This is a genomic window from Inediibacterium massiliense, from assembly GCF_001282725.1.
In the GTDB taxonomy this organism is placed as follows: domain Bacteria; phylum Bacillota; class Clostridia; order Peptostreptococcales; family Thermotaleaceae; genus Anaerophilus; species Anaerophilus massiliensis.
Map to the genome: position 1 here is coordinate 213,215 of NZ_LN876585.1, position 24,763 is coordinate 237,977.

21 protein-coding genes are annotated in these 24,763 nt (G+C 29.3%); all 21 read left to right on the forward strand.

The window, feature by feature from the left end; all coding sequences use genetic code 11:
• The first annotated feature begins 4 nt into the window (after positions 1–4).
• The 21 genes from BN2409_RS03630 (at position 5) to BN2409_RS03730 (ending at position 24,703) form a co-directional block, all read left to right on the forward strand.
• The gene (locus BN2409_RS03630; RefSeq protein ID WP_110942929.1) at positions 5–1,174 is read left to right on the forward strand and encodes an HD-GYP domain-containing protein; all 1,170 of its coding nucleotides are present in this window, start codon (positions 5–7) and stop codon (positions 1,172–1,174) included.
• 13 nt (positions 1,175–1,187) lie between these two features.
• Entirely contained in the window at positions 1,188–2,084 is an 897-nt protein-coding gene (locus BN2409_RS03635) for a phosphatidylserine decarboxylase (protein WP_053955309.1), read from the forward strand.
• Positions 2,085–2,294: 210 nt separating this feature from the next.
• Complete coding sequence (gene mgtE, locus BN2409_RS03640) at positions 2,295–3,632, forward strand: magnesium transporter (protein ID WP_053955310.1); 1,338 nt, start codon at positions 2,295–2,297, stop codon at positions 3,630–3,632.
• 83 nt (positions 3,633–3,715) lie between these two features.
• Positions 3,716–4,312 (forward strand): hypothetical protein, encoded by a 597-nt coding sequence (locus tag BN2409_RS03645; RefSeq protein ID WP_053955311.1) that lies wholly within the window; start codon positions 3,716–3,718, stop codon positions 4,310–4,312.
• A gap of 323 nt (positions 4,313–4,635) precedes the next feature.
• A complete protein-coding gene (gene acpS / locus BN2409_RS03650) occupies positions 4,636–5,001 on the forward strand; it encodes a holo-ACP synthase (protein WP_053955312.1) in 366 nt (121 codons plus the stop codon).
• A gap of 14 nt (positions 5,002–5,015) precedes the next feature.
• Positions 5,016–6,557 (forward strand): NAD(P)H-hydrate dehydratase, encoded by a 1,542-nt coding sequence (locus tag BN2409_RS03655; protein ID WP_053955313.1) that lies wholly within the window; start codon positions 5,016–5,018, stop codon positions 6,555–6,557.
• 61 nt (positions 6,558–6,618) lie between these two features.
• The gene (locus BN2409_RS03660; RefSeq protein WP_053955314.1) at positions 6,619–7,239 is read left to right on the forward strand and encodes a LolA family protein; all 621 of its coding nucleotides are present in this window, start codon (positions 6,619–6,621) and stop codon (positions 7,237–7,239) included.
• Between the two features lie 28 nt (positions 7,240–7,267).
• On the forward strand, positions 7,268–8,443 hold the full coding sequence (alr, locus tag BN2409_RS03665) for an alanine racemase (RefSeq protein WP_110942930.1): 1,176 nt from the start codon (positions 7,268–7,270) through the stop codon (positions 8,441–8,443).
• 135 nt (positions 8,444–8,578) lie between these two features.
• Positions 8,579–8,854, forward strand: a complete 276-nt coding sequence (locus BN2409_RS03670) for a CopG family ribbon-helix-helix protein (RefSeq protein ID WP_053955315.1) — start codon at positions 8,579–8,581, stop codon at positions 8,852–8,854.
• The gene (locus BN2409_RS03675) at positions 8,826–9,206 is read left to right on the forward strand and encodes a type II toxin-antitoxin system PemK/MazF family toxin (protein WP_479691172.1); all 381 of its coding nucleotides are present in this window, start codon (positions 8,826–8,828) and stop codon (positions 9,204–9,206) included. The genes BN2409_RS03670 and BN2409_RS03675 overlap by 29 nt, the downstream gene beginning before the upstream one ends.
• A gap of 175 nt (positions 9,207–9,381) precedes the next feature.
• Positions 9,382–10,284, forward strand: a complete 903-nt coding sequence (locus BN2409_RS03680; protein WP_053955317.1) for a transposase — start codon at positions 9,382–9,384, stop codon at positions 10,282–10,284.
• Between the two features lie 332 nt (positions 10,285–10,616).
• Positions 10,617–11,270 carry a LysE family translocator gene (locus BN2409_RS03685; RefSeq protein ID WP_207642553.1) on the forward strand — a complete coding sequence of 218 codons (654 nt, stop codon included), beginning with the start codon at positions 10,617–10,619 and terminating at the stop codon, positions 11,268–11,270.
• A 142-nt stretch (positions 11,271–11,412) separates the two neighbouring features.
• Positions 11,413–14,229 carry a phosphodiester glycosidase family protein gene (locus tag BN2409_RS03690; RefSeq protein WP_053955319.1) on the forward strand — a complete coding sequence of 939 codons (2,817 nt, stop codon included), beginning with the start codon at positions 11,413–11,415 and terminating at the stop codon, positions 14,227–14,229.
• A gap of 127 nt (positions 14,230–14,356) precedes the next feature.
• Entirely contained in the window at positions 14,357–15,994 is a 1,638-nt protein-coding gene (locus tag BN2409_RS03695; RefSeq protein WP_053955320.1) for a glycoside hydrolase family 26 protein, read from the forward strand.
• Positions 15,936–17,066: a hypothetical protein gene (locus tag BN2409_RS03700; RefSeq protein ID WP_207642554.1), complete on the forward strand. Its 1,131-nt coding sequence runs from the start codon at positions 15,936–15,938 to the stop codon at positions 17,064–17,066. The genes BN2409_RS03695 and BN2409_RS03700 overlap by 59 nt, the downstream gene beginning before the upstream one ends.
• Before the next feature lie 15 nt (positions 17,067–17,081).
• Positions 17,082–18,491 carry an MBOAT family O-acyltransferase gene (locus BN2409_RS03705; protein WP_053955322.1) on the forward strand — a complete coding sequence of 470 codons (1,410 nt, stop codon included), beginning with the start codon at positions 17,082–17,084 and terminating at the stop codon, positions 18,489–18,491.
• 117 nt (positions 18,492–18,608) lie between these two features.
• Positions 18,609–19,103 carry a hypothetical protein gene (locus BN2409_RS03710; RefSeq protein WP_053955323.1) on the forward strand — a complete coding sequence of 165 codons (495 nt, stop codon included), beginning with the start codon at positions 18,609–18,611 and terminating at the stop codon, positions 19,101–19,103.
• Positions 19,104–19,141: 38 nt separating this feature from the next.
• The gene (murJ, locus tag BN2409_RS03715) at positions 19,142–20,716 is read left to right on the forward strand and encodes a murein biosynthesis integral membrane protein MurJ (protein ID WP_053955324.1); all 1,575 of its coding nucleotides are present in this window, start codon (positions 19,142–19,144) and stop codon (positions 20,714–20,716) included.
• A 16-nt stretch (positions 20,717–20,732) separates the two neighbouring features.
• Positions 20,733–22,886: a DUF5693 family protein gene (locus tag BN2409_RS03720; protein ID WP_053955325.1), complete on the forward strand. Its 2,154-nt coding sequence runs from the start codon at positions 20,733–20,735 to the stop codon at positions 22,884–22,886.
• Positions 22,879–23,988 carry a polysaccharide pyruvyl transferase CsaB gene (gene csaB / locus BN2409_RS03725; protein ID WP_053955326.1) on the forward strand — a complete coding sequence of 370 codons (1,110 nt, stop codon included), beginning with the start codon at positions 22,879–22,881 and terminating at the stop codon, positions 23,986–23,988. Before BN2409_RS03720 ends, csaB begins: the two co-directional genes overlap by 8 nt.
• Positions 23,978–24,703 carry a WecB/TagA/CpsF family glycosyltransferase gene (locus BN2409_RS03730; RefSeq protein ID WP_053955327.1) on the forward strand — a complete coding sequence of 242 codons (726 nt, stop codon included), beginning with the start codon at positions 23,978–23,980 and terminating at the stop codon, positions 24,701–24,703. Before csaB ends, BN2409_RS03730 begins: the two co-directional genes overlap by 11 nt.
• Positions 24,704–24,763 lie beyond the last annotated feature (60 nt).

Below are 24,763 nucleotides of genomic sequence, written 5' to 3' on the forward strand. Positions count from 1 at the left end.
GATAATGAGACTTGTACCCGTTGATTTTGCAAAAGATGATATGTATCTAGCCCAGACACTACACGATAGAGATAATAGAGTGCTACTTCAAAAAGGGGTAAGGTTGAATGAAAAATTAATAGAAAAAATAAAAGAAAATGGAATATATAGTATTTACATTCATGATGAATATAGTGATAATGAAATAGAAGATGTAATTAGTCCTACTCTTAGAAATGAAGCAGTAAAATCTATGAAAGAAACCTTTGAAGGATTTAATCATTCTTATCAAAATAGAAATAGTATAAAAGGCAGACAATATGAGAAACAACAAGAAAAGAAGCTAGGAGTATTAAGTGGAATATCAAAAGATATCGTAGAAGACATTGCTTTAAGCAAAGATATTATGATTCAGTTGGTAGATATCAAAAATATGGATACCTATACCTATCAACATTCTGTAAATGTAGCAGTTTTATCCTTGGTTTTAGGAATTGAATTAAATTTAAATAAAAATGAATTGTATGATCTATGTATAGGGGCTATGCTTCATGATGTAGGAAAAGCATCAATTTCTAAAGAGATTCTTCTAAAGAGAGGTACTCTTACAAATGAAGAGTGGGAGGTTGTAAAACAACATCCAAAGAAAGGCTATGATCAATTAAAAGATCAGTATCAACTGAGTACAAATGTAAAACTTATTGCCCTTCAGCATCATGAAAGAGTAGATGGAACAGGATATCCTAATCAATATAAAGATGAAAAAATTAATAAGCTTGCAAAGATTGTTGCTGTTGCAGATGCATATGATGCTATGATTTCAGATACTCCATATCAAAGAGCTGTTTCTCCAAATGAAGCCATAGAGATGATTATGGGAAGTGCAGGAAGACAATTTGATTTTGATATGGTAAAAGTATTTGTAAAAAAAATCATTCCTTATCCTGTGGGAACTTTGGTACAGCTTAGCAATAAGGAAATAGGAGTAGTAGAAGAAATTCATACAGATTTTCCTCTTCGTCCAAAAATAAAAATTGTAAAGCAAAATGCAGTAACAGTACAAATGAAGTCTATAGATTTAATGAAAGAGACAAATCTTGTTATTGAAAGAATGCTCTATGAGGTTCCTAACGCTTGTGTATCTAGAAATCTAGGAGAAGACAATTCTTTTAAAAAACAAGGTGCAATTTCTTAAAAGGAGGAATAGTTTGGAGATTTATTATATAAATAGGAAAACTGCTACAAAAGAAAAAGAGATTGTAGCAGGAGATTCTTTCTTAAGATGGATTTATGATACAAAAACGGGTAGTACGATTCTTGAAATGATTGTAAAAAGAAAGATGTTTTCAAGTATATATGGAAAAATGCAAGATTTATCTTCTAGTAAAAGAAAAATTCATAAATTTGCAGAAGATCTTAAAATTGATATGAAGGAAGCAGAAATAGAAAATATAGAGGATTATAAAAATTTTAATGATTTTTTTGCAAGAAGATTAAAAAAAGAGGCAAGACCTATTGAAAAAGAGGAAAGTCATTTGGTATCTCCAGCAGATGGAAGAATTCTTGCTTATGAAAATATAGATAAAAACTCTATTATACAAGTAAAAGGTTTTACGTATACTTTAGAAGAGTTAATAGGAGATGAAAAGTTATCTAAGGAGTATGATGGAGGAGCTTGTATAGTGATTAGACTATGTCCAGCTGACTATCATAGATTTCATTTTCCTGATAGTGGAATACCCATGGAGACAAAAAAGATAAAAGGAATGTACTATTCAGTGAATCCTATTGCTCTTAAAAAAGTAGCATCTATTTATTGTCAAAATAAAAGAGAAATTACTTTATTTCAATCAGATCATTTTAAAGAAGTGATTATGATAGAGGTAGGAGCTACTTGTGTAGGGTCTATTATTCAAACGTATATACCAAACAAGAGAATTCAAAAGGGAGAAGAAAAAGGATATTTTAAATTTGGAGGGTCTACAGTTATTTTATTTCTAAAAAAAGGAGCTGCTCATATAGATCAAGATTTACTCAAAAATACAGAAAACGAAATAGAAACAAAGGTGAATATGGGAGAAAGAATAGGAATAAATAAGGCATAATTTCTTGAAAATAGAAGAAATATAGAATATAATAAAAAAGAAAAAATACTTATTTCTCTACAGTTAAGTAGAGTTTTTTTGTTTTGGATCATAGCATAGAAAGGTTGTGATGGTTATGGATTCTAGTCCGTTGCCGAGGCAGAGGAACAAAAAAGTAGGAAATAAAAGGGCCATAACCATCTCTTTATGGCTCTCCTAAGGAGGAGTGCGATGAAAGATCAAATTATAGAACTTATTGAGAAAAAAAAGTATGCAAAGGCACGTGAAGAAGTAATACAAATGAATGTTATGGATATTGCAGAGCTTTTAGAAGAGTTAGATATAAATAGTGCTTTAATTCTTTTTAGACTGCTTCCTAAAAATATATCAGCAGAAGTGTTTTCTAATATTTCAAATGAACATCAAATGTATATTATTAGTGCCATTACAGATAAAGAGATTGAATATATTATGGAAGAATTGTTTTTTGATGATATGATTGACTTTTTAGAAGAAATGCCTGCAAGTGTAGTCAAAAAAATTATTAAAAATGCAAAAGAGGAAGAAAGAAAATTAATCAATCAATTTTTAAATTATCCTGCTAATTCAGCAGGTAGTTTGATGACTATTGAATATGTAGGACTTAAAAAAGAAATGACAGTAAAAGAGTCTATAGAATATATTAAAAAAATAGGATTAGATAAAGAAACTGTTTATACTTGTTATGTAATGAATGAAAATAGAAAATTAGAAGGAATTGTATCTTTAAGAAAATTAGTAGTGAGTGACGATGATAAAACAGTGGAAGAAATTATGGAGACAGGAGTTATTTCTGTTACTACAAAAGATGATCAAGAAGAAATTGCAAGTGTTTTTAAAAAATATGATTTTATTGCATTGCCAGTTGTAGATAAAGAAGAAAGGCTCATTGGAATTATTACCATAGATGATATTGTAGATGTTATTGAACAAGAAAATACAGAGGACTTTCATAAAATGGCGGCTATTGCTCCATCTGAGGAGGAATATTTAGAAACGAGTGTTTTTACACTAGCAAGAAGAAGAATCTTATGGCTTTTATTTTTGATGATCTCAGCTATTTTTACAGGAAGTATTATTAAAAAATTTGAAGATGTATTACAATCTGTAGTAGCATTAGCGGCCTTCATGCCTATGATTATGGGCACAGGAGGAAATGCAGGGGCTCAGTCATCTACTTTAGTTATAAGGGGAATGGCATTAGATGAAATAGAACTTAATGATATTTTTAGAGTTTTATGGAAAGAGCTTAGAGTGAGCTGTGTAGTAGGTATTATACTTTCTTCGATTAATTTTCTTCGATTATATTATATACAACATGTAGATTTAGGAATTAGTGTGACAGTATGTAGTACCTTATTGATTGTAATTATGTGGGCAAAAGTAGTTGGAGGAATGCTTCCTATTTTGGCTAGAACCTTTAAACTAGATCCTGCTATTATGGCCAGTCCTATGATTTCCACCATTGTAGATGCAGTGTCTTTATTTGTATATTTTTCTATTGCTACCAAGATTTTAGGGATTGCATAAATTTGGGTCCTAGGTCCTATGATGAAGATTCTATTGAATTTACGATATATTTGTATGGATCGCAAAAACGGAGGTTATAGGCCATGGCAAAGAACATTGAATTAGATGAAAATATTATTAAGAAAAACAAAATTCCTATTTTGATTGAAGATAGTCAGTGGAGATCTTTATTTAAAAGTGATATGACAAGGTCTATGGAGAAAACTTCAAAAGTTTTAAAAGAAAAAGTCATAGAATACAGAGAAGCTACCAAACAAATTAAAATATATAAAAAATTAAAAAAGGATTTAATGCAGAGGGTACTTCAATTTTCTGATGAAGTAAATAATAATAAAAATGAAAATGCACTAGATTCATTAGAACAAACAAAAGAGAAAATACTTCAAGCAAATGACAAAATTGATGAATTTCAATTTATGCTAGAGACACTTCCAAAGGAGATAGAAATATTAAATAAAGCTTTACTCACAGAAACTATTTCTATAGCCTATGAAAAAATTGACAAAGGAAGCAGTAAAATAGAAGATCTTACAGATGAGATTATAAAACTAAGAGATCAATTAAAAAGCAGCTGGGATGAAAAGATAGAGCTAGAAAAAACAGTAGATGATTTGTATCATTATCTTCATAATACATTAGGATATGAAGAAACAAATAAATTAGATAAAAAATTCCTTTAAAAGTACGTAATTATACGTACTTTTGAGTTTTTAATCAAATTAATAAACAACGTCACTAATTTTCAAATTTGGAAAATATGAAGAAACACTCGAAAATAGCATTACAAACTCGCTATGCTCAAACAATGTAATGCTAATGATTTTCTCATTTATTCTATATTTTCATAAATTCTCAATAAATGTTCCTAATGTTTATTACTTTGCTTAAACATAGTTTGCTAACAGTCTAAAGTACGTATTGATACGTACTTTTTAGTTTTAAGAGGAATTTAAAGAATACAATAGAATATATAAGTATATATAAGAAATGAGGAGTTTTTAATATGAAAGGTATAGGAATAGATATAATAGAAATAGACAGAATATCTAATGCTATGAATAAAAATGATAAATTTTTACAAAGAGTATTTACAAAAAAAGAAATCAAGTATTTTGTATCTATTGATTATAGAAAAAATACTATAGCAGGAAATTTTGCTGCAAAAGAAGCTGTGATGAAATCCCTTGGAACAGGACTTAGAAATTTTAAATGGATAGATATTGAGATAGAAAGAGATCACTTGGGAAAGCCCTTTGTAAAACTTTATAATGGAGCAAAAGAAATTGCAGATCAAAAAGGAATAAAAGAGATCATGATTACTATATCGCATAGTAGAGATTATGCAGTAGCACAAGCATTAGCCATTTAGAGGAGGGGTTATGTTTGAAGGTTGTAAGAGGGGATGAAATGAAAAAATTAGATAGGATGGCTATGGATGAGTTTTTAATACCTAGCATGATCCTTATGGAAAATGCAGGAATAGCTGTATGTGAAGAAATATTAAAAAATATAAAAGAAAATGAAGAAATAGTGATTGTTTGTGGAGTGGGAAACAATGGAGGAGATGGATTTGTAGTAGCGAGACACCTGTTTCATAGAGGGATACCTACGAAGGTATGTATTATAGGTGCTGTAGAGAAATTTTCTCAAGATGCAAAAATGAATTATCATATCTTACAAAAATTAAATATACCTATTCACATAATTCAGAAAGACTTAAAGAAATTTGTGAATATTCTAGAGAAATCTCATATGATTATAGATGCTATTTTTGGAACAGGATTAAGTAGAGAGATAGATTGTTTCACAAAAAAAGTAATTCAAACAATGAATGACTTAAAAAAGAAAGTGGTTTCTATAGATATTCCATCAGGCATAGGAGCAAATGATGGAAAGATTTATGGAGAAGCGATTCGCGCAAATCAAACTATTGTACTGGAACTTCCTAAGATTGGAAATCTATTATATCCAGGAGCAGAATATACAGGAGAGCTAAAGATAAAAAAAATAGGAATTCCTAAAGACACGTTTTCCAAGATATCTTTAAATGTGAATTTGATTACAAAAGAAATTGTAAAAAAGATTTTACCTATAAGAAAAAAAGATACATATAAAGGGGACTATGGAAAGGTATATATTCTTGCAGGGTCTGCTGGTATGACAGGAGCGGGTATATTAAGTTGCAAAGCAGCATTAAGAAGTGGAGCAGGTCTTTTAAAAATTCCAATTTCTGAGAGTTTAAATACTATTATGGAGACAAAATTAGTAGAAGGGATTACGATTCCTCTTCATGAATATAAAAAAGGCATTTTAGGAATTAATGATATTGTAAAAATTGTAAAAATTATTGAAGAATCTAATGTGATTGCCATGGGTCCTGGAAGCGGAAATAATAGAGAAATAGAAGAACTTTTAAGAAATATATTAGAAAATACGAAAAAACCCATTGTATTAGATGCAGATGCTATTAATGGACTTGCCAATAGAAAAGAATTTATAAAACTGATTGAGGGGCATGTAGTATTAACTCCTCATATGGGAGAAATGTCAAGACTTATAGGATTAGACATTGAATATATTAAGAAGCATCCAATAGAAGTAGTATTAGAATATGCAGTAAAATGGAATGTAGTCATTGTATTAAAAGGAGCAAGAACAATAGTAGGAAATCCTAAAAAAGAAATATATATCAATAGGACAGGAAATCCAGGAATGGCTAAAGCAGGCAGTGGAGATGTACTCACAGGAATTATTACAGGATTTATTAGCCAAGGAATAGACCTTTTTCATGCAGCCATTGCAGCAGTTTACATTCATGGAAGAGCAGGAGATTTAGCAGCACAAAAATTAGGAGAATATGGTATGCTTGCTTCTGATATGATCAATGAAATTCCTGTAGCTATCAAAGAAGTTGTAGGAAGATAGGAATAAATTTTAAAACTTCTACGTAAAGATAATAAAGGAGATTTTGCGTGGAGGGATGAATTTGAGAATTAAAAAGATAGGATTATGGATACTTATAGTGTGTCTTTTAGGAGGATGTAGTCCAAAAACAAAAGAGGATTTATTATATGATGTTCAAAAAAAACTAAATCAAATCAATTCTTATACATGTAAAGCAGAAATTGAGATTCATGGAAATAAAGATATGCAAAAGTATATTGTAAAGCAATGGTTTCAAAAACCAAATAAGTATAAGCTTGAAACCATATATCCGGACACTTTAAAAGGAAAAGTGACTTTATTTGATGGAAAAAGAGCATGGGTGTATCATCCTTTAATTGAACAAACCTTTATCCTAGATGATTTTTCAAAATCTGATGAACAAAATATGTTTTTAGGATATTTTATAAAGAATTATTTAGAATCTGAAAATGTACAAATAGATAAAAAAAGAAAAGAACATAAAGACTATCTTGTAATCACTACTGAAATTCCTGGGAACTATGCTTATTTTCATAAACAAATATTATGGATCAATATAGAAAAAAAAGAACCTTTTTTATTAGAAGTATATGATTCAAGTGATCATATAAGAATGAGGGTAAAATATGATGGGTTTGAATATAATCCTACCATAGAAAATGATTTTTTCAAGATAAGATGAGGTGTTTCAAAGAAAGAGGGGGAGAAAAGTGTTATCCTTAGAAAAAACAAGACCTGTATGGGCAGAAATCAATTTAGACCATTTGGCTCATAATATGAGAGAAATCAGAAATCTTGTAAAAAAAGAAATTAAAATTACAGGGGTTATTAAGGCAGATGCATATGGACATGGAGCATTAGAAATTGGAAGAACACTCCTTGAAAATGGAGCAGAAAGATTTGCTGTAGCAACACTATCAGAAGCTTTGGAATTAAGAAAAGGATATAAGGACACACCTATATTGATTTTAGGATATACGCCTAAAGAATGTGCACAAGAGGTCATAGAAAATAATATTATTCAGACTATTTATTCATTAGAAGATGCAAAGGCTTATTCAGATGTGGCACAAAAATTAAAAAAATATGTAATTTTTCATATTAAAATAGATACAGGCATGAGTAGAATAGGATTTTTGCCTAATAAGGAAACGGTAGAAATCATAAAGGAAATCATAAAATTCCCTTATGTAAAAGTTGAAGGTATGTTTACTCATTTTGCAGTAGCAGATGCACAGAGTAAAGATTTTACAAATAAGCAATATGAAAGATTTATAAGTATGGATCGAATGCTTAAAGAAGAGAATATCCATATTCCTATTCGTCATGTAGGAAACAGTGCAACCATTATGGATTTACCAGACATGCATTTAGATATGGTAAGAGCAGGGGTAATTCTTTATGGACTTTATCCTTCAGAAGAAGTCAAAAAAGAAAGATTAAATCTAAAACCTGTACTATCTTTAAAAGCTAAAATTAGCCATGTAAAAACACTAGATGGAGGAGTAGGAATTAGCTATGGACTTAAATTTTTTACTCCTAAAAAATCTAAAATTGCAACTTTGCCTATAGGCTATGCAGATGGATTTACAAGAATGTTATCAGGAAAAGGAGAAGCTTTAGTAAAAGGAAAAAAAGTACCTGTAGTAGGAAGAATATGTATGGATCAATGTATGATTGATGTAAGTTCTATAGAAGATATTCAAGTAGGAGAACAAGTAATACTTATTGGAAGTGATGGTAAAAATACAATACTTGCAGATGATCTAGCAAATCAATTAGGTACCATCAATTATGAAATTGTATGTATGCTTGGAAGAAGAATTCCAAGAGTATATATCAAAAATAATGAAGTTATAAAGATTAAAGACTACTTGGGTATGTAGATTTTGGAAATTAGTATAAAAAAGTGATCATATTGACACACTTATAATAAATAGTATATAATGTTGTATATATTTTTAGTATGGATACGAGTGCCCATGTGGTGTCCTATTTTCATGACTTTAGGAGGTGCGGACATGGCTGAATCCAAAAGAATTATGATCAGCTTGCCTAATACACTTTTACAAGAAGTAGATGATATTGTAGCAATAGAACAAAGGAATAGAAGTGAATTTATACGAGAAGCAATGAAATTATATATTAGAGAGAGGCGCAAAATGCAAATTAGAGAGGATATGAAAAAAGGCTATAGGGAAATGGGAGCAATGAATCTAGCATTATCGGAGATGGGATTAGATATGGATGTAAATGGGTTACAGACCTATGAATCAAGGCTGGCGGAGTGTGAATAGTGTGATTGTAAAAAGAGGAGATATTTTCTATGCAGATCTTAGCCCTGTAGTTGGATCGGAACAGGGAGGAGTTCGACCAGTCCTTGTGGTACAAAATGATATCGGAAATAAATACAGCCCTACAGTTATTGTAGTTGCTATAACCTCTCAAATTAATAAAGCAAAACTACCAACCCATATTGAGATTAGCGCCTCAGAATATGGATTAACGAGAGATTCAGTAGTTTTACTAGAACAAGTTCGTACTATTGACAAAAGAAGATTAAGAGAAAAAATAGGACACTCAGATGACGAAATGATGGATAAAGTAAATGAGGGTTTATTAATAAGTTTCGGACTTATAGATTTTTAAGACTGTCAAATGACAGTCTTTTTGGCATGTAAGGGACGGTTAAACATTAAGTGGCATATAAGGTGGTATAAGGTGGTAAGGTGGTATAAGGTGGTATAAGGGACGGTTAAACATTAAGTATAATAAACTATAGAATGTAAAAACTACTTCTAAAAGATGAAAGGAGTAGTTCTTTATGCCTAGAGTCGCTAGAGTAAAAAGTGAAGAAGGAATTTATCATATTATGTTTAGAAGTATCAGCGAAGTAAATTTATTTTTAGATGATCTGGACAAAATTAAATATTTTAAATTAATTTACAAATATCAAAAAAAGTTTCAGTTTAAAGTGTATGCCTATTGTCTTATGGATAGTCATGGACATATGATTATAGATTGCAATGGAGCAGACATATCTAAAATTATGCATAGTATTAATTTTTGTTATGCTCAATATTTCAATAGAAAATATAATAGACATGGACATTTATTTCAAGACCGATTTAAAAGTAAAATAATTAAAGATGAAAAATATTTTATTGTTTTATCTGCCTATATTCATAATAATCCTAAGGATTTGTCTAATTACAAAGACCGAATAGAAGAATATGGATTTTGTAGTTTGAATGATTATATAAAAGGGACGAATCAATTTGAAATATTAGATACTTCTTTTTTAAGTGAAATACTTAATTTAGATCGTATGAAAAATAAGAAGGCTTATATTGAATTTGTAAAAAAATGTGAGAGCAAAGATGATATTATTGATGTAGAATTTGAAAAAGTTGAAAATGTATATAAAAGTGAAAGAAGGATTATTCCACGAGATTATACAGGAGAACAAGTCATAGAAATGGTAGCCAAATATTTTAAAATGGAGAAAAATAGAGTGCATGTCAAATATAAAAGACAATATGTAAAATTAAGAGCTATTAGCTGTTTTTTGATGAGTTGTTATTGCAATATAAATCAGAAGAATATATGTCAATTAGTCGGAAATATTACGCAGACAAGAGTGTCTAGTTTATCTATGATAGGGATGGAGATGGCATTTAAAGAAAAGGAGTTATTAGATCAATTTTTAAAGATAAAGAGTGCTTAAATTGAAATAAATATTAAGAAAAAAGAAGGGGTTATTTTTGATGCCTAAAAATAAAATAGTATTTAATAATATTAAATAAATGAGCCTTTTATCTTATGATAAAAGATTTTTTTATAATACATAGAAAATTATGTACTAAGTGTAAATAAAATTGAGGATAAATACATAGTTTCAGTTATGTATTTCAAAAAAGTCTATCGATAATTCTTTCAAAGGAAGATTTTTGTATGGAATAGTATATAAAATTTGTTAACCGTCCCTAGGTTGCTTGCAATTATGATGAAATAATTGTAAACTTGAAACATATAGTAAATAAAGAATTATGTCTAAATATGTTTAAAGGAGTAAATACTACAATGATCTATATGTTAAAAGGAATAATTATGGGGATGTTAATGTCAACCCCTGTAGGACCTATTGGAATTTTATCTATACAAAGAAGTATTCACAAAGGGTGGAAAGAAGGATTCTTTTCGGGGGTTGGTGGAGCCACTTCTGATATTGTCTATTCTACTATGGCTATTTTAGGCATGGATTATATAGATGTTTTTTTAGAAAAGCATACTGCTTTAATTTATTATATAACAGGAAGTTTATTTTTGATTATTGGAATGAATATTTTGTTACAAGCAATTAAAAATAAAAAAAATAAGAAAAACAAAAAAGAATTTCAAGAAGAATCTATACATCCGTATTTTTCTACTTTTTTGATGGGAATATCTAATCCAATGACTTTCTTTATTTTTTTAGCTATGTTTGCAAAATTGAAGGTTGATGTGAATCAACAAACATTTATACAGCATATAACTTTGATTGCATCTATTTTTTCAGGTTCTTGTATCTTATGGTTTTGTATTTCAAATTTTGTACAATACTCTAAGAGGGATTATACAATAGAAAATTTTACTTTGGTAGATAAAGTAGTAGGATGTATTATTAGTTTATTAGGAATCGTCAATATTGTAAAAGGAATGATAAAATGTTAGAGGTGATCCTTTGGATCACCTTGATTTTATTCTATAGGAATATGCAAATTTTAAATGATATGAGATTGTAATGTATTCGTAACCATAGAGTCAACATATATTGATATAATGAAAATAAAGAAATGAAAAGGGGGAGTAGGATATGCATAACTTTAAAAAAGTTATTATGTCTATGGGACTTGCGTGTTCTATAGCTTTTATAAGTATACCAAGTTTTTCTTATGCAAATATTGCAAATACTGTTTATGAACAAAAAAATGAATCGTACATAGCAAAGGGAATAAAGCATGAACAACATCTGAAGTTTACCAATAGTGGATGGGTGAATATAAATGTCATTCGAGTGAATTTAGATGAACCATATGCTACCTTAGATTTATTATTTCATCAAAATGGATTAGGACAAAAGGCAAAGGTATCAGAATTTGTAAATCAGAGAAGTGATGTAGTTGGAGCTGTGAATGGAGACTTTTTTAATATGAAAGGAGCAGCTACCATAGGTCCTATGGTAAGAGATGGAGAGTTGCTTACGACTACAGCTTATTTAGGACAAGCTGTACCTAGTATGAGTTTTACTAATGAAAAAATTCCTACCATTCAAAATTGGGTGAATAATGCAATTGTATTAACCAATGTGACAAAGGGATATAACTTTGAAGTTTTAGCTGCTAATAAAGAATCTGATTATGCACATATATCTGTAATATATACTCCAAAATGGGGAGTTCAAACGCCTGCTAAAAATTTAGCAGGAGGGATACAAATGGTTATACAAAATAATATTGTAACAGAGATTTTACCAGGAGGTACAGCTAAAGTGATTCCTCCTAATGGATCTGTGATATTTGCTGCAGGAATGAAAGCAACAGAATTACAACAAAATTTTGCAGTTGGGGATATGGTAAATTTCACAAATCAGGCGAATATGGATATCTCTAATCTTAAATTTGCTGTAGGAGGAGGAGGTTTACTTGTAAAGGATGGTATACCACAATCTAACTACTATATCAATATAAAAGGAAATCAACCAAGAACTGCTTTAGGGATATCGCAGGATAAAAAAGAAGCTTTTATTGTAACGATAGATGGAAGAGTAGGGTCTTATACAGGGGTAACTCAAGAAGAATTGGCACAGATTATGATTTCACTGGGGGCTTATGATGCTATTAATCTAGATGGTGGCGGTTCTACAGATATGGTTTTAAGACCTTTGGGAGAAGAAAATAAAAAGGTGATCAACAATCTTTCAGAAGGAGTAGAAAGAAGAGTTATGAATGGAGTAGGGGTTGTGAGTAATGCCCCTAGAACAGATGAAATCGGAGGTATGATGTTACAAATAGAAGATTCTAATGTGCCTTTAAATAGTTCAAAGAAGATCCAAGTAAAAGGTTATGATGCAAATTATTATCCTTTATCAATAGATGTAAATAAAATCAATTGGCAGGTAAAAGGAGTAGAAGGAAAAGTTACAAATGGAATTTTTTATGCTCAAAGTCCAGGAGATGGAGCAATTGTGGCAGAAATTGAAGGAAAAACAGCTACCTTACCCATTCATGTCATAGATCAAATTACAAGACTCGATATATTTCCTGGGAAAATACAATTAGGAAATAATCAAAAAACGAATTTAACGGCTAAAATTACAGATAAAGATGGATATGGAAGCAGCATCAATATAAAGGATTTAAATGTTGAAATTCCTAATAATTTAGGAACATTAGATGAAATGGGATATTTTCATGCAGGAAATCAAAGTGGTTCAGGAGTGATGAAGCTTTCTTATAAAAATTTAGTAAAATATATTCCTGTAGTAGTCGGGTCAAAAGAAGTAGTGATTGATGATTTTGAAAACATGAATGGCCAGTTTTTATCTTATCCATCTGAAGTATTAGGAGGATATATACTATCGAATATAAGTAAAAATGGACAATCATCAGGAGAACTTTCTTATGATTTTACAAAAACAGATGCTACAAGAGCTGCTTATTTACAATTTAATAATGGAGGAAAATATTTCACAGACAAACCACAAAAAATAGGAATGTGGGTATATGGAAATCATAGTGGTCATAGTCTAAAAGCGAAAATGTTTACAGCAAATGGAACGGAACAAAATATAACATTAGCAAATAGCATAGATTGGGATGGATGGAAATATGTAGAAGGAAATATTCCAGAGAGCATAGGCAATAAATCTAGACTGGAAAGAGTTTATGTAGTAGAAACAAATAAGCTGTCTAAAGATGCAGGGAAAATTTATATAGACGATTTGACTGTATCTTATCCAAATACTTTTACAGGAACCATTCCACAGTCTGAAAATCAAGAACAAAATCCTAAAAATATCAAAGCTGAATTAAAAGGACAAAATTCATTTAAGTTGCTTGCTCATGGAGCTATTTTAGGAATGAATCCAGAGGATATAATAAAAACAGCTCAAACTTCAAATGAAAAAGCAGAGGTCAATTTATTTACACAGCAAATAGATCCTAGATTAAAAGAACAACTTAAAAATTCTACCTTTGTTGTAGGGGGAGGATATAGCTCTACAAAATATAAAAACAGCTTATTGATTTCTCTGGATAATACAAAGGGCGGATTAAGAGAGACGAACTTTGAACAATGGAGATGGTTTTTAAATACAGTTAATCAAGCAGATAGTAAAAACATAATCATTACTTTACCAAAACCATTGAGTTTTAAAGATCCATTAGAAGAAAAATTATTTAATGATACATTAAATAAATTTAAAAAAGAAAAAAATGCAGAGGTTTGGGTTCTTACTGGAGGACATGATCTCTTTAGCGTATATCCAAAAGAAGGAATTTATTATGCAGAGTTAAAATCTTATTCTGAAAATAGAGATATAGATAAGTGGGAAGGCTTTACTTATCTTATGTTTACTGTAAATGATGATGGAATAACATATGAAATTCTGCCACTAAATGAAAAAAATTAAGGAAAGGAATACTCCTTGGATGAACTTTCAAGGAGTATTTCTATATACAAATGATGTAAAGGAATATAAAACTATGCTATAATAAGATGGAATTTGTCAAAATTTCATTAGAAAGGATTAGATACATATGAAAAAAATAGGGATTGGAATTTGTATAGGAATTATGTGTTTTTATAGTGTTTTTTCCTATGCTCAAGGATTAGAGTTGAATACTAAGATTCAAAAAAGTGGATTTTCATATATTGAATCTGTCAATCAAGAAAAGAATAGATATGTAAATTATGGAGATGGATATATGATAGATTATCCAAGCCATATGGAGGTAGACACTTCAATTGAAGCTGTAAAAACAGTGATCAAAGACCAAGAAAGAGAAATTGAAATTTATTATGATAGTTTTTATAATACGCCTAATGTGGCTAATGCGTATAAAAACTATAGCAATGCATTTATAAAAAACGATAAAGATCATATAAAAGAATATGAGAATACGGCAACTATTAATGGTATGAAGGTACATTTATTAAAATGGAATAGAAAAAAACTTTCTAAAATAGAAAATGATAAAAACTTTTATGTAAGTGCAGAAATTGTAAAAAATAACAAGGAAGTTTATACAATTTTTATAAAATCATCTAGACAATTTTATAATTTTGAAGATTATATGGATGTGATTTCTAGTTTTAAAATCATAGAAAAGCAAGGAGTTTCTAGTATCAACACAAAATTTAAACCTGTAGAGAGAAAATTAAATGAAGAGACAAAGGAATTTTATGACAAATACTTTTTAAAAAGTGATAAACTAAGATGGGGAATATTTGAACAAAGTGCCCCTGCAAGCTTTTCTTATCTAAAAAGTATAGAAAATAGATTAGATTATGAATTTAAGTTTTTAGTAAGATATCAATCACTAGATGTACCTATGCCTCTTGAAGAGCTTAAAAATGCATATAATAACAATCGATATGTAGAGCTTACTCTTCAAACTATGCATATGAATGAAGACAATAAAAGCATTACTTATGATATATTAGATGGAAAATATGATGCTTATTTTGATGAATATGCAAGAAAATTAAAAGAATTTAATCATCCTGTTTTATTTAGATTAAACAATGAGATGAATGGAGATTGGTGCGTATATTCAAGCTATTATTCTTCTAAGGATACAAACCTTTACAAAGAAGTTTGGAAATATATTTATCATAAATTTGAACAATATGGTGTAGATAATGTAATTTGGGTATGGAATCCTCATGATTTATCTTTCCCTAATTTTAAATGGAATCATTATCTAAATTATTATCCAGGTGATGAATATGTAGATATTATAGGTCTTACAGGCTATAATACAGGAAATTATTATCCTGGTGAAGTATGGAGAAGCTTTGAACAAATTTATCCTCAGGTTTATAATGAATATATGTCTATATTTGAACAGCCTTTTATGATTACAGAATTTGGATCTAATGAAATTGGTGGAGATAAGGTAAGCTGGATTCATGGGATGTTTGATTATATGTACATGCATCCATTTAAGAATATAAAAGTAGCTATTTGGTGGAATGGAATTGATTGGGATCCAAATAGAAATCCTGCTAGAATCTACAGACTTGACAATAGAGATGATGTAGTCAATACTTTTAGACAAAGATTAAAGGATTACAAAGAAATAGATGAAGGAAAGAAAGATGAAAGAAAAAAAGATGAAAGAAAGAAAGATGAAGGAAAAAAAGATGAAGGAAAAAAAGATGAAGGCATTTAAAAAAGTATTTATTTATATGATCTTATATATATTGGTACTCCAGTTTGGTATTCCTTATGTGATACCTGCTCAAGCAGTATATGAAGATCGATTGATTTATGATGCAGTAAAAAATCGTCCCACGAATATAGAAGGAGTTTTTGAGCAAGTAAAAAAAATAATTGATCAAGAGAACATAAGTGACTATGTAGTCATATTAGGAGATTCAGTAGGGTTTAGTAGTCCAGGACCTGCTGATTCTTCTATGGCTCATTATTTAAATGAAAGAGCAAAACAGTCAGGAAAAAACTTTAGAGTGTTTAATTTATCTATGCCATCTATGCAAACAGGAGATATTTATACTGTTTTAAAGAAGATGGATCAATATGGTATTTCAAGAGACCATGTGATCATTAATGTAATTTATGCAGGCTTTGTAGCAAGAAATCCTGATCCTCCAGCAGTTTTTTGGTTAAAGGATCAATTAAAGGAAGTAGATAAAGAAACTTATGACCACATTAAGCCACAATTAATGGCAAATCAAAAACAAGAGAAATTTATTCAAAAAACATTAAAGCCTATGAAAAATAATATGTATGAAAAGATAGCTATATTTAAGTATAAGGATTATATACAAGCTTATTGTAAAGAAAAGATAAAGGAAGTAAGAGGAAATATAGCTTCTAATGAAGATGTGAAGGCTTGGACGGAAAAAGATTTTTTAAAAGATTTATTAAAAGAGCCTATGTATCAAAGAGAGTTTTCTGATGCAGCTTTTGTCATGGATGAGAGTAATCCACAAATATATTTTTTAAATAAAATTATAGAGTTTCAAAAGAATAAAGATACTTTTATTTTTCTTGCAGCAATGAATGACAAATTGTTAGAAGAAAATGTGTCTAAACCTGGATTTCAAGAAAATATGAACAAAATTGATGATTATTTTAAAAATCAACCTATAGAGTATAAAAATTTTAATCAGACAATAGACTACAATTTGTTTTCAGATCATATACATTTAACCCCTAAAGGATATAAAATATTATCGGATCGGTTATGGGATGAAATACAAAAATGGGATATGAAGGAATAATGGAGGATACACAATATGCTATTTCACTCTTTTGAATTTTTTGTTTTACTTTTAATTACTTTTTTATTTTTCTATAGTTTTCCAAAACAGAGAATATATATTCTTGCGGTAGCCAATATCATTTTTTATGGAGCATCTGGAATCAGATATTTATTTTTATTTATGATTGTTTCATGGGTTACCTATATGTGTTCTTTAGGGATCACAAAAAAGTATGGAAAAATATATTGCTGGATAGGGATTTTGGTCAATATTCTAAATTTGGTATTTTTTAAGTATACAGGTTTTATATTAAAAAATATAGAAAAATTTATGGGAATTGTGTTTCCTTGGCAAGATACGCTATTAGCAAAGATTATGTTACCAGTAGGAATTTCCTTTTATACTTTTCAACTCATTGCTTATATAGTAGATGTCTATAGAAAAGAGATCAAATCTTGTGATTCTTTTTTAAGCTTTTGGGTGTTTATTTCTTTCTTTGGACAATTAATTGCAGGACCTATCATGCGTGGAAAAGAGTTTCTTTTTCAAATTGATGGACTAAAAGAAAATAAATTGACTCTTACCAATTTAAAATATGGAGTTTATTATATATGTATGGGTCTTTCAAAAAAAATAATCTTTGCTGATTTTTTAGCCAAAAAAGCAGATGTTTATTTTAGTCAAGTAGGAAATCTAAATTCTTTAGATGCTTGGTTTGCAGCTTATTTATTTGCATTTCAAATTTATTTTGACTTTTCTGCTTATAGTGAGATTGCTGTAGGGGTAGGACATTTATTTGGACTCAATTTAAGTTTAAATTTTAAATCTCCTTATATTAGCAGTAATCCTTCAGAGTTTTGGAAAAGATGGCATATTACATTATCCTCTTGGATTCGAGATTATATATATATTCCTCTAGGAGGATCAAAAAAGGGTCACTTTTTACAATATGTATTTTTATTTACAGCTATGGCTATCTCAGGAATATGGCATGGAGCAGCTTGGACCTTTATTATATGGGGGATATACCATGGAAGTTTAAGTGCTCTTCACAAAATGTATAGAAGTTATATAAAGGTCCCTAAAGAAAATATTTTTTATAAAATAATATGCATTTTCATATTTTTTCAACTGACTACCATAGGATGGGTATTTTTTAGAGCAGGTAGTATGTCTGATGCTATTTTTATGATCAAAAAAATGATTACTTTATCAGATTTAGTTTATAGTCCAGTATATTTTATATATTTTGGATTTGTGGTATTCCTATATGGAGTACATTTAATAGAATATTTTATTAGAAAAAATGAAAATACATTTAGTTTATATTGGCAAAGATATTTTCCTCCATCTGTTCGAGCAGCAGCTTATTTTGGTATTGTGATTTTATTAATTTTATTTACACAAACAGAAGAAAGTACTTTTATTTATTTTCAATTTTAAGTGTAATGAAAAATTAATAAATATATTTTCCATAAAAAATAATTTCATGATAAAATAAACTAAGTTATACTAAATTTAAAAGATCAATACCAACTAGAAAACAAAGGGGATGAAAATATGAAAAATAAGAAATTGATTTCTTTAGCACTGACTACTCTCATGACAGTAGGATTGTTTTCTTATGTAGCAATGGCTATAGGAGACCCTGGTTCACAAGAAGATCCAGTGGTGACCAAAAGCTATGTAGAAACTAGAAACCAACAATTAAAGGAATATATAGATGAAAAAATTCAGCAAGTACTCAATATAAAAAATGATACAAATTCTGGTATCGTTAGTGCATCTTCTTCTTTTGAAGTCATAGAAGTACAAAAGGGCCAAAAGGTTATAGCTGGAGAAGGTACTGAGATGGTTTTAAGATCTGGACAAGCGAAAGCCATTGCAACTTCATCTGGAGGAATTGCAGATCTAACTATTGGAAAAGACTTAAAAAGCGGAGAGTCTATTCCTCTTCAGCATCTACTTTTGTTTCCAAGAGACGATGGACGTGGAATAGAAATATTGTGGGATAAAACTTTTATATTGGTAAAGGGAACTTATGAGATTCGTTAAAAGCGCTTGTGCGCTTTTTTTCAATCGTGGAGGTCAGGATGAATAACTATAGTAAAACAATCAAGACAATTGTTGTAGTGATGGGTTTAACTTTTTTTGCTAAATTTTTGGGTTTTTTTAGAGATTCTTTATTAGGTAGTAAATTAGGAGCAAATATGGAGTCAGATGCTTATATTATGGCTCTAAATAGTACTTCTATTGTTTTTGTAAGCATAGGAAGTGCAATTGTCGCAGCTACTATTCCTATTATTGTGAGACTTTTGACAAAGGATACAAAAAAAGAAGCTTTTTCTTTTATCAATAATTTATTAAATATATTAATTGTGATTTCATTTGTTTTTACTCTTTTAGGAGAGCTATTTTCAAAACAAATTATAAAAATCCTTGCTAGTGGATTTGAGTCCAATAAGTTTGAGTTAACTGTACAATTAACTCAAATTATGTTTCCAATAATTATCTTTATTTGTATTACTTATGTATTTGTATCTTTATTACAAAGTATGGAAAAATTTAAAATAACATCTATTATTAGTTTACCTGCAAATGTGATTACGATCCTTTTTTTATGTTTTTTTTCTAAAAAATATGGGGTAAAGGGATTGGCTGTAGTGACAACAATAGGATGGATTTTACAATTTGTAGTTATGCTTCCTACCCTTTATAAAGAAGGATATAGATATGATTTTAAAATCAATTGGAAAGATGATCATATGAAAGAATTTTTTTCAATGATTTTATTGATTATTATGGTAGCATCTGTGAGCCAGATGAATATTTTATTAGATGAAAAACAAGCATCTTTTTTTGGACATGGAAAAATTTCTTTTCTCCATTATGCTAATATATTGTATCAAGCAGTTACTACGACCACAGTACTGGGAATCAATACAGTTATGTTTCCAAAGTTTGCAGAAAAAGCAGTTTCTCTAAAGGAAAAACAATATGCATGCTTTATAGGATCTATTGTAGAAGTGATGATTTTTGTATTATTGCCTATGACGGCAGGAGCGGTTATTTTAAGAGATCCTATCATAGGATTTGTATTTGAACGAGGAGAGTTCACTCATGGAAATACCATCATGACAGGACTTGTTTTTGCTTCTTATGCTTTAGGTATGGTGAGTTTTGGGATCCTTGATGTAGTCAATAAGGCATTTTATGCGAAAAACAATAAAAAAATACCTTTTTTATATGCTATTTTTATTATTATAATGAATATGATTTTTAATATAGTATGGGGCAAAAAATTTGATATTGTGGGACTTGCTATTGCCACATCTATATCATCTATTATAGGAAGTATAGGACTGCTTTGGGCATTTAGAAAAGAAATGGGCTATTTTGATACAAAAAAATTAGTAAATACTTTTTCAAAGGTTTTACTAAGCTGTTGCATAATGGCAATTATAGTAAATCTAAGCTTTACAACTTTAGATTCGTATTTTGTAGAAAAAGGATTGATACAAAAGGTCATCAATATTATGATACCAAGTATATTAGGTGTAGTTGTATATGCTTGTGTTACTATGAAGTTAAAAATAGAACAAGCAATGACTATATATGGTCATTTTGTAAAACCAATGGTTATGAAAATCAAAGGAAATAAAGCATAAAAAAGGATGTGAGGATATGAAGAAAAATTATATTTTATTATTTATTATTATTTTTTCAATATTGGTATCTTCCATAACAGCCATGGGAAGAATCAATGTAGAATCAAAGAATAATGCAGTAGATGTAGTACTAGACTATAAAGAATTTGAGCAAATGGCAAAGCAATCGAATAAAGATGTAAGCTGGTGGTTCTCTAAGCTTAAAAAGCAAGGGGTAAGCTCAGTTGGATTAATGGAAGAAAGCTTTGAATCTATGCTAAAGGAAGATAAACCTATAAAGTTTGAAATGATTGGAAATATTATAAAAGATATGGACTGGCAAAAAAAATATCCAAAAGAATTGATAACTTATCTTAATAATAATGAAATCGATGAATATGATGTTTTGGTTACTACAAATTCAAAAGACTATTATGAGTTTATAAAAAATGGATTAGAAAGTCGTTATGATTCCGAGAAATTTAAAATATTTACGTCTAATGGAGAATATCTATTTTGGATGGATGGAGATATAGAAGATGCTTTATATACAGAACAAATGGGAGAACAAGATTATAAAGGAAAGACTTTTACAAAGACAGCTACATTATATTCTTCTAAAATAAGAAGATTATCTTTAGGCTTTGACTCAGAAAAAATAAATACAATCAAAAAAAGTGGTCTAAAGGTTATCCCAAGACCATATAATTATGAAAGCTTTAGTGGAGAAAAATATTTAAATGCAACCGTAGCTGAGTATAAAAAATATGATATTATTCCTAATTATATGATTTTTGCAGGGTCAGAAGTTTTAGGATATAAAGAAAAACTAAAAGACCTAGCAGATTATATGAAAAAAAATAATATAAAAGTAGGTCTTATTGAATCAGAGGTACAAAGAGAACATATCAAACAAGATGGACTTTATGATCTAACAAGAAATTTAAATTATAATAGTGTAAGAGTATTTAGTTTACCAAGTTACATTCAAGAAAGATTTAAGTATTATAATTATGAAGGAGCAGAAGAAATAGAAAATGCCTTATATAGAGCAGTTACAGAAAGAAATATAAGAGTCATTTATTTTAAGCCTTTCAAATATGATGATAAAATTTATGTAACAAATTATGATGAATATGTAAAAATGTTTGATCAATTCAAAGGTAGAATTGCAAAACATAAAATGCACATAGGAGAGGCTAGTGTAATAGAAAGCCATAAAGTAAGAGTTCGTCACAAAATGCCTATTGGATGGGGAATCGTATCAGGAGGTATATTACTTCTTAGCTATCTTATTTCTATGAAAGATAAAGTAAAATACATTTTATTGGGAATGGGAATATTAGGAGTTAGTGGTATGATTATTGTTATGCCATCTTTAGCAGATAAATTATTACCTCTAGGAGCGGCCGTAATTTTTCCATCTTTATCTATGCTATATCTTTGTACAAAATTGAGAATTTACTATAAAGAACAAAACAAAAATGAACTCATAAAAATTATAAAAAATGGGATAAAGGATTTAGTTGTATGTTGTTTCATTTCAGCTATAGGATCTTTGATGATTGGATCATATCTTTCAGATATTGAATATTTACTAGAAATGAGTATTTTTAGAGGAGTAAAGATTAGTCAATTGATCCCAATTTTAATATATATGCTTATCTATGTTGGATATTTTGGATATAAAAATAAAAAGCTTCATTCAAAAACGACTATTAGATGGAAAGATGTAAAAGAGCTATTATTTGAAGATGTAAAAGTAATCTATATTATACTAGGAGTAATTGTAGCAGCGGTAGGATATATATATATTGCAAGAACTGGACATGAAACTTCTATCAAACCATCAGATTTAGAGATGATTTTTAGAAATGTTTTAGAGGAAAAATTATATGCTCGACCAAGAAATAAAGAATTCTTATTTGCTTTCCCAGCTATTATGCTTGGTATTTTTATGGCTTATCGAGGATGGAAGTGGCTTATTTTTACTTTTGGATTGGCAGCAGTAATTGGACAAACCTCTATTGTAAATACTTTTTGTCATTTAAGAACTCCTATGAATCTTTCTATTGCAAGAACGGGATACTCTATTTTACTAGGAATGATCATTGGAAGTATCGGTGTTTTTGTATTGTATGAAGGAATGAGGTTCTTGAGTATGATGAGAGGAGAAAAACTGGATGGATAGGATTGTCATTTCAGGTTATTATGGATTTAATAATGTAGGAGATGAATCCATATTGACTTCTATTGTAGGAAATTTAAAAGAATATATAACAGATGTTGAAATAACTGTATTATCAGCAAATCCAGAAGGAACTTCTAAAAAACACCAAATACAAGCTGTAGATCGGAAAAATATATTAGAAATTTGTAGAGCCATTAAAAAATGTGATTTGTTTATTAGTGGAGGCGGAAGTTTACTTCAAGATGTGACAAGTGGAAGAAGTATTAGTTATTATCTAGCCATTATTTTGATTGCATTGTTTTTGAGAAAAAAAGTTTTGATATATAGTCAAGGTATGGGACCTATTAACAAATGGTTTAATAAATGTATGGTTAGATGGGTTTTAAATCGAGTAGATTGTATTACTATAAGAGATGAAAAATCTAAAAAAGTATTAGATGAAGTAGGAGTTTGTATTCCAAAAATTTATGTCACTACAGATCCGGTCATTAGTCTACATGAAGGAAATATATCATTAGGAAAAGAAATTTTAATAAAAGAAGGAATAAATTATCAAAAACCATTAATAGGTTTTGCCATTAGAGGAAGAGACGACAATGAAGAATTTGTATCTAATATTTCTACTATAGCAGATCAAATAATTGAAGATTTTAAGGTGGATATAGTATTTGTTCCCTTTCATTTTGGTGAAGATGTAAAGATTATGGACAAAATACAAAATAAAATGAAGCAAAAAGCTTTTTTTATTCAAAATAGATACAATATAGATGAAATGCTAGGAATTGTTGGAAATTTAAATTTGTTAATAGGTGTAAGATTACATTCTTTAATTTTTTCAGCGGTTATGAATACTCCATTAATTGCTATTTCTTATGATCCTAAGATAGACAGTTTTATGGAATCATTGCAGTTAAAAACTTTGTGTAGTATAGAAAACTTAAATTACAAAGCATTACATGAAGAAATTAATTATATACAAAAAAATTATGAGCAAGTAAAAAATATATTAGAAAAAAGAGTACAAAAGCTTCGAGATAAACTTAAAACAAATGAAAAAGTAGTTATAGAATTATTAAAAGGAGGACATTCCTTTGAAAAATAAAGTAGATATTATGGGATCCCTCATAGATGAGGTAAATTTAGATGCCGCACTAAATCGTGCTATAGAACTGATCAATGGACAAAGTTGTAGTATGATTATTACACCGAATACAGAAATAGTGATGGAAGCCACAAAAGATGATGAATTATTAAAAATCATCAACGAAGCAGATTTAGTCATACCAGATGGAATAGGACTCATTTATGCATCTAAAATTCAAGGAAAAGAGTTAAAAGAGCGAGTTACAGGTGTGGATTTAATGAAAGAAATACTAAAATATTGTCATGAAGCTAAAAAAAGTATTTATATTCTTGGAGGAAAACCAGGTGTGGCTCAGAAGGCTTGTGAGAATATTAAAAATAAATTTTCTGATATAGAGATAAAAGGATTTCAAGATGGGTATTTTAAGAAAGAAGAAGAAGATCATATTATAGAAAAAATCAATAAATTAAAGCCTGATATATTATTTCTAGCATTAGGGGCACCCAAACAAGAAAAATGGATGAAAAAACATAGGGATCATTTAAATGTAAAGGTCACTATGGGTGTAGGTGGAAGTGTAGATATATGGGCAGGAACAGCCAAAAGAGCTCCACAGATTTATCAAAATTTAGGGCTTGAGTGGTTTTATCGTTTGATGAAAGAACCGTGGAGATACAAAAGAATGCTTGTACTGCCAAAGTTTATGATCAAAGCATTTCTTCACAAAAAATAATAGTGTATATATAATATATACTGAGTTTGCAGACAAAGTCATACAAAACGTCACTAAATT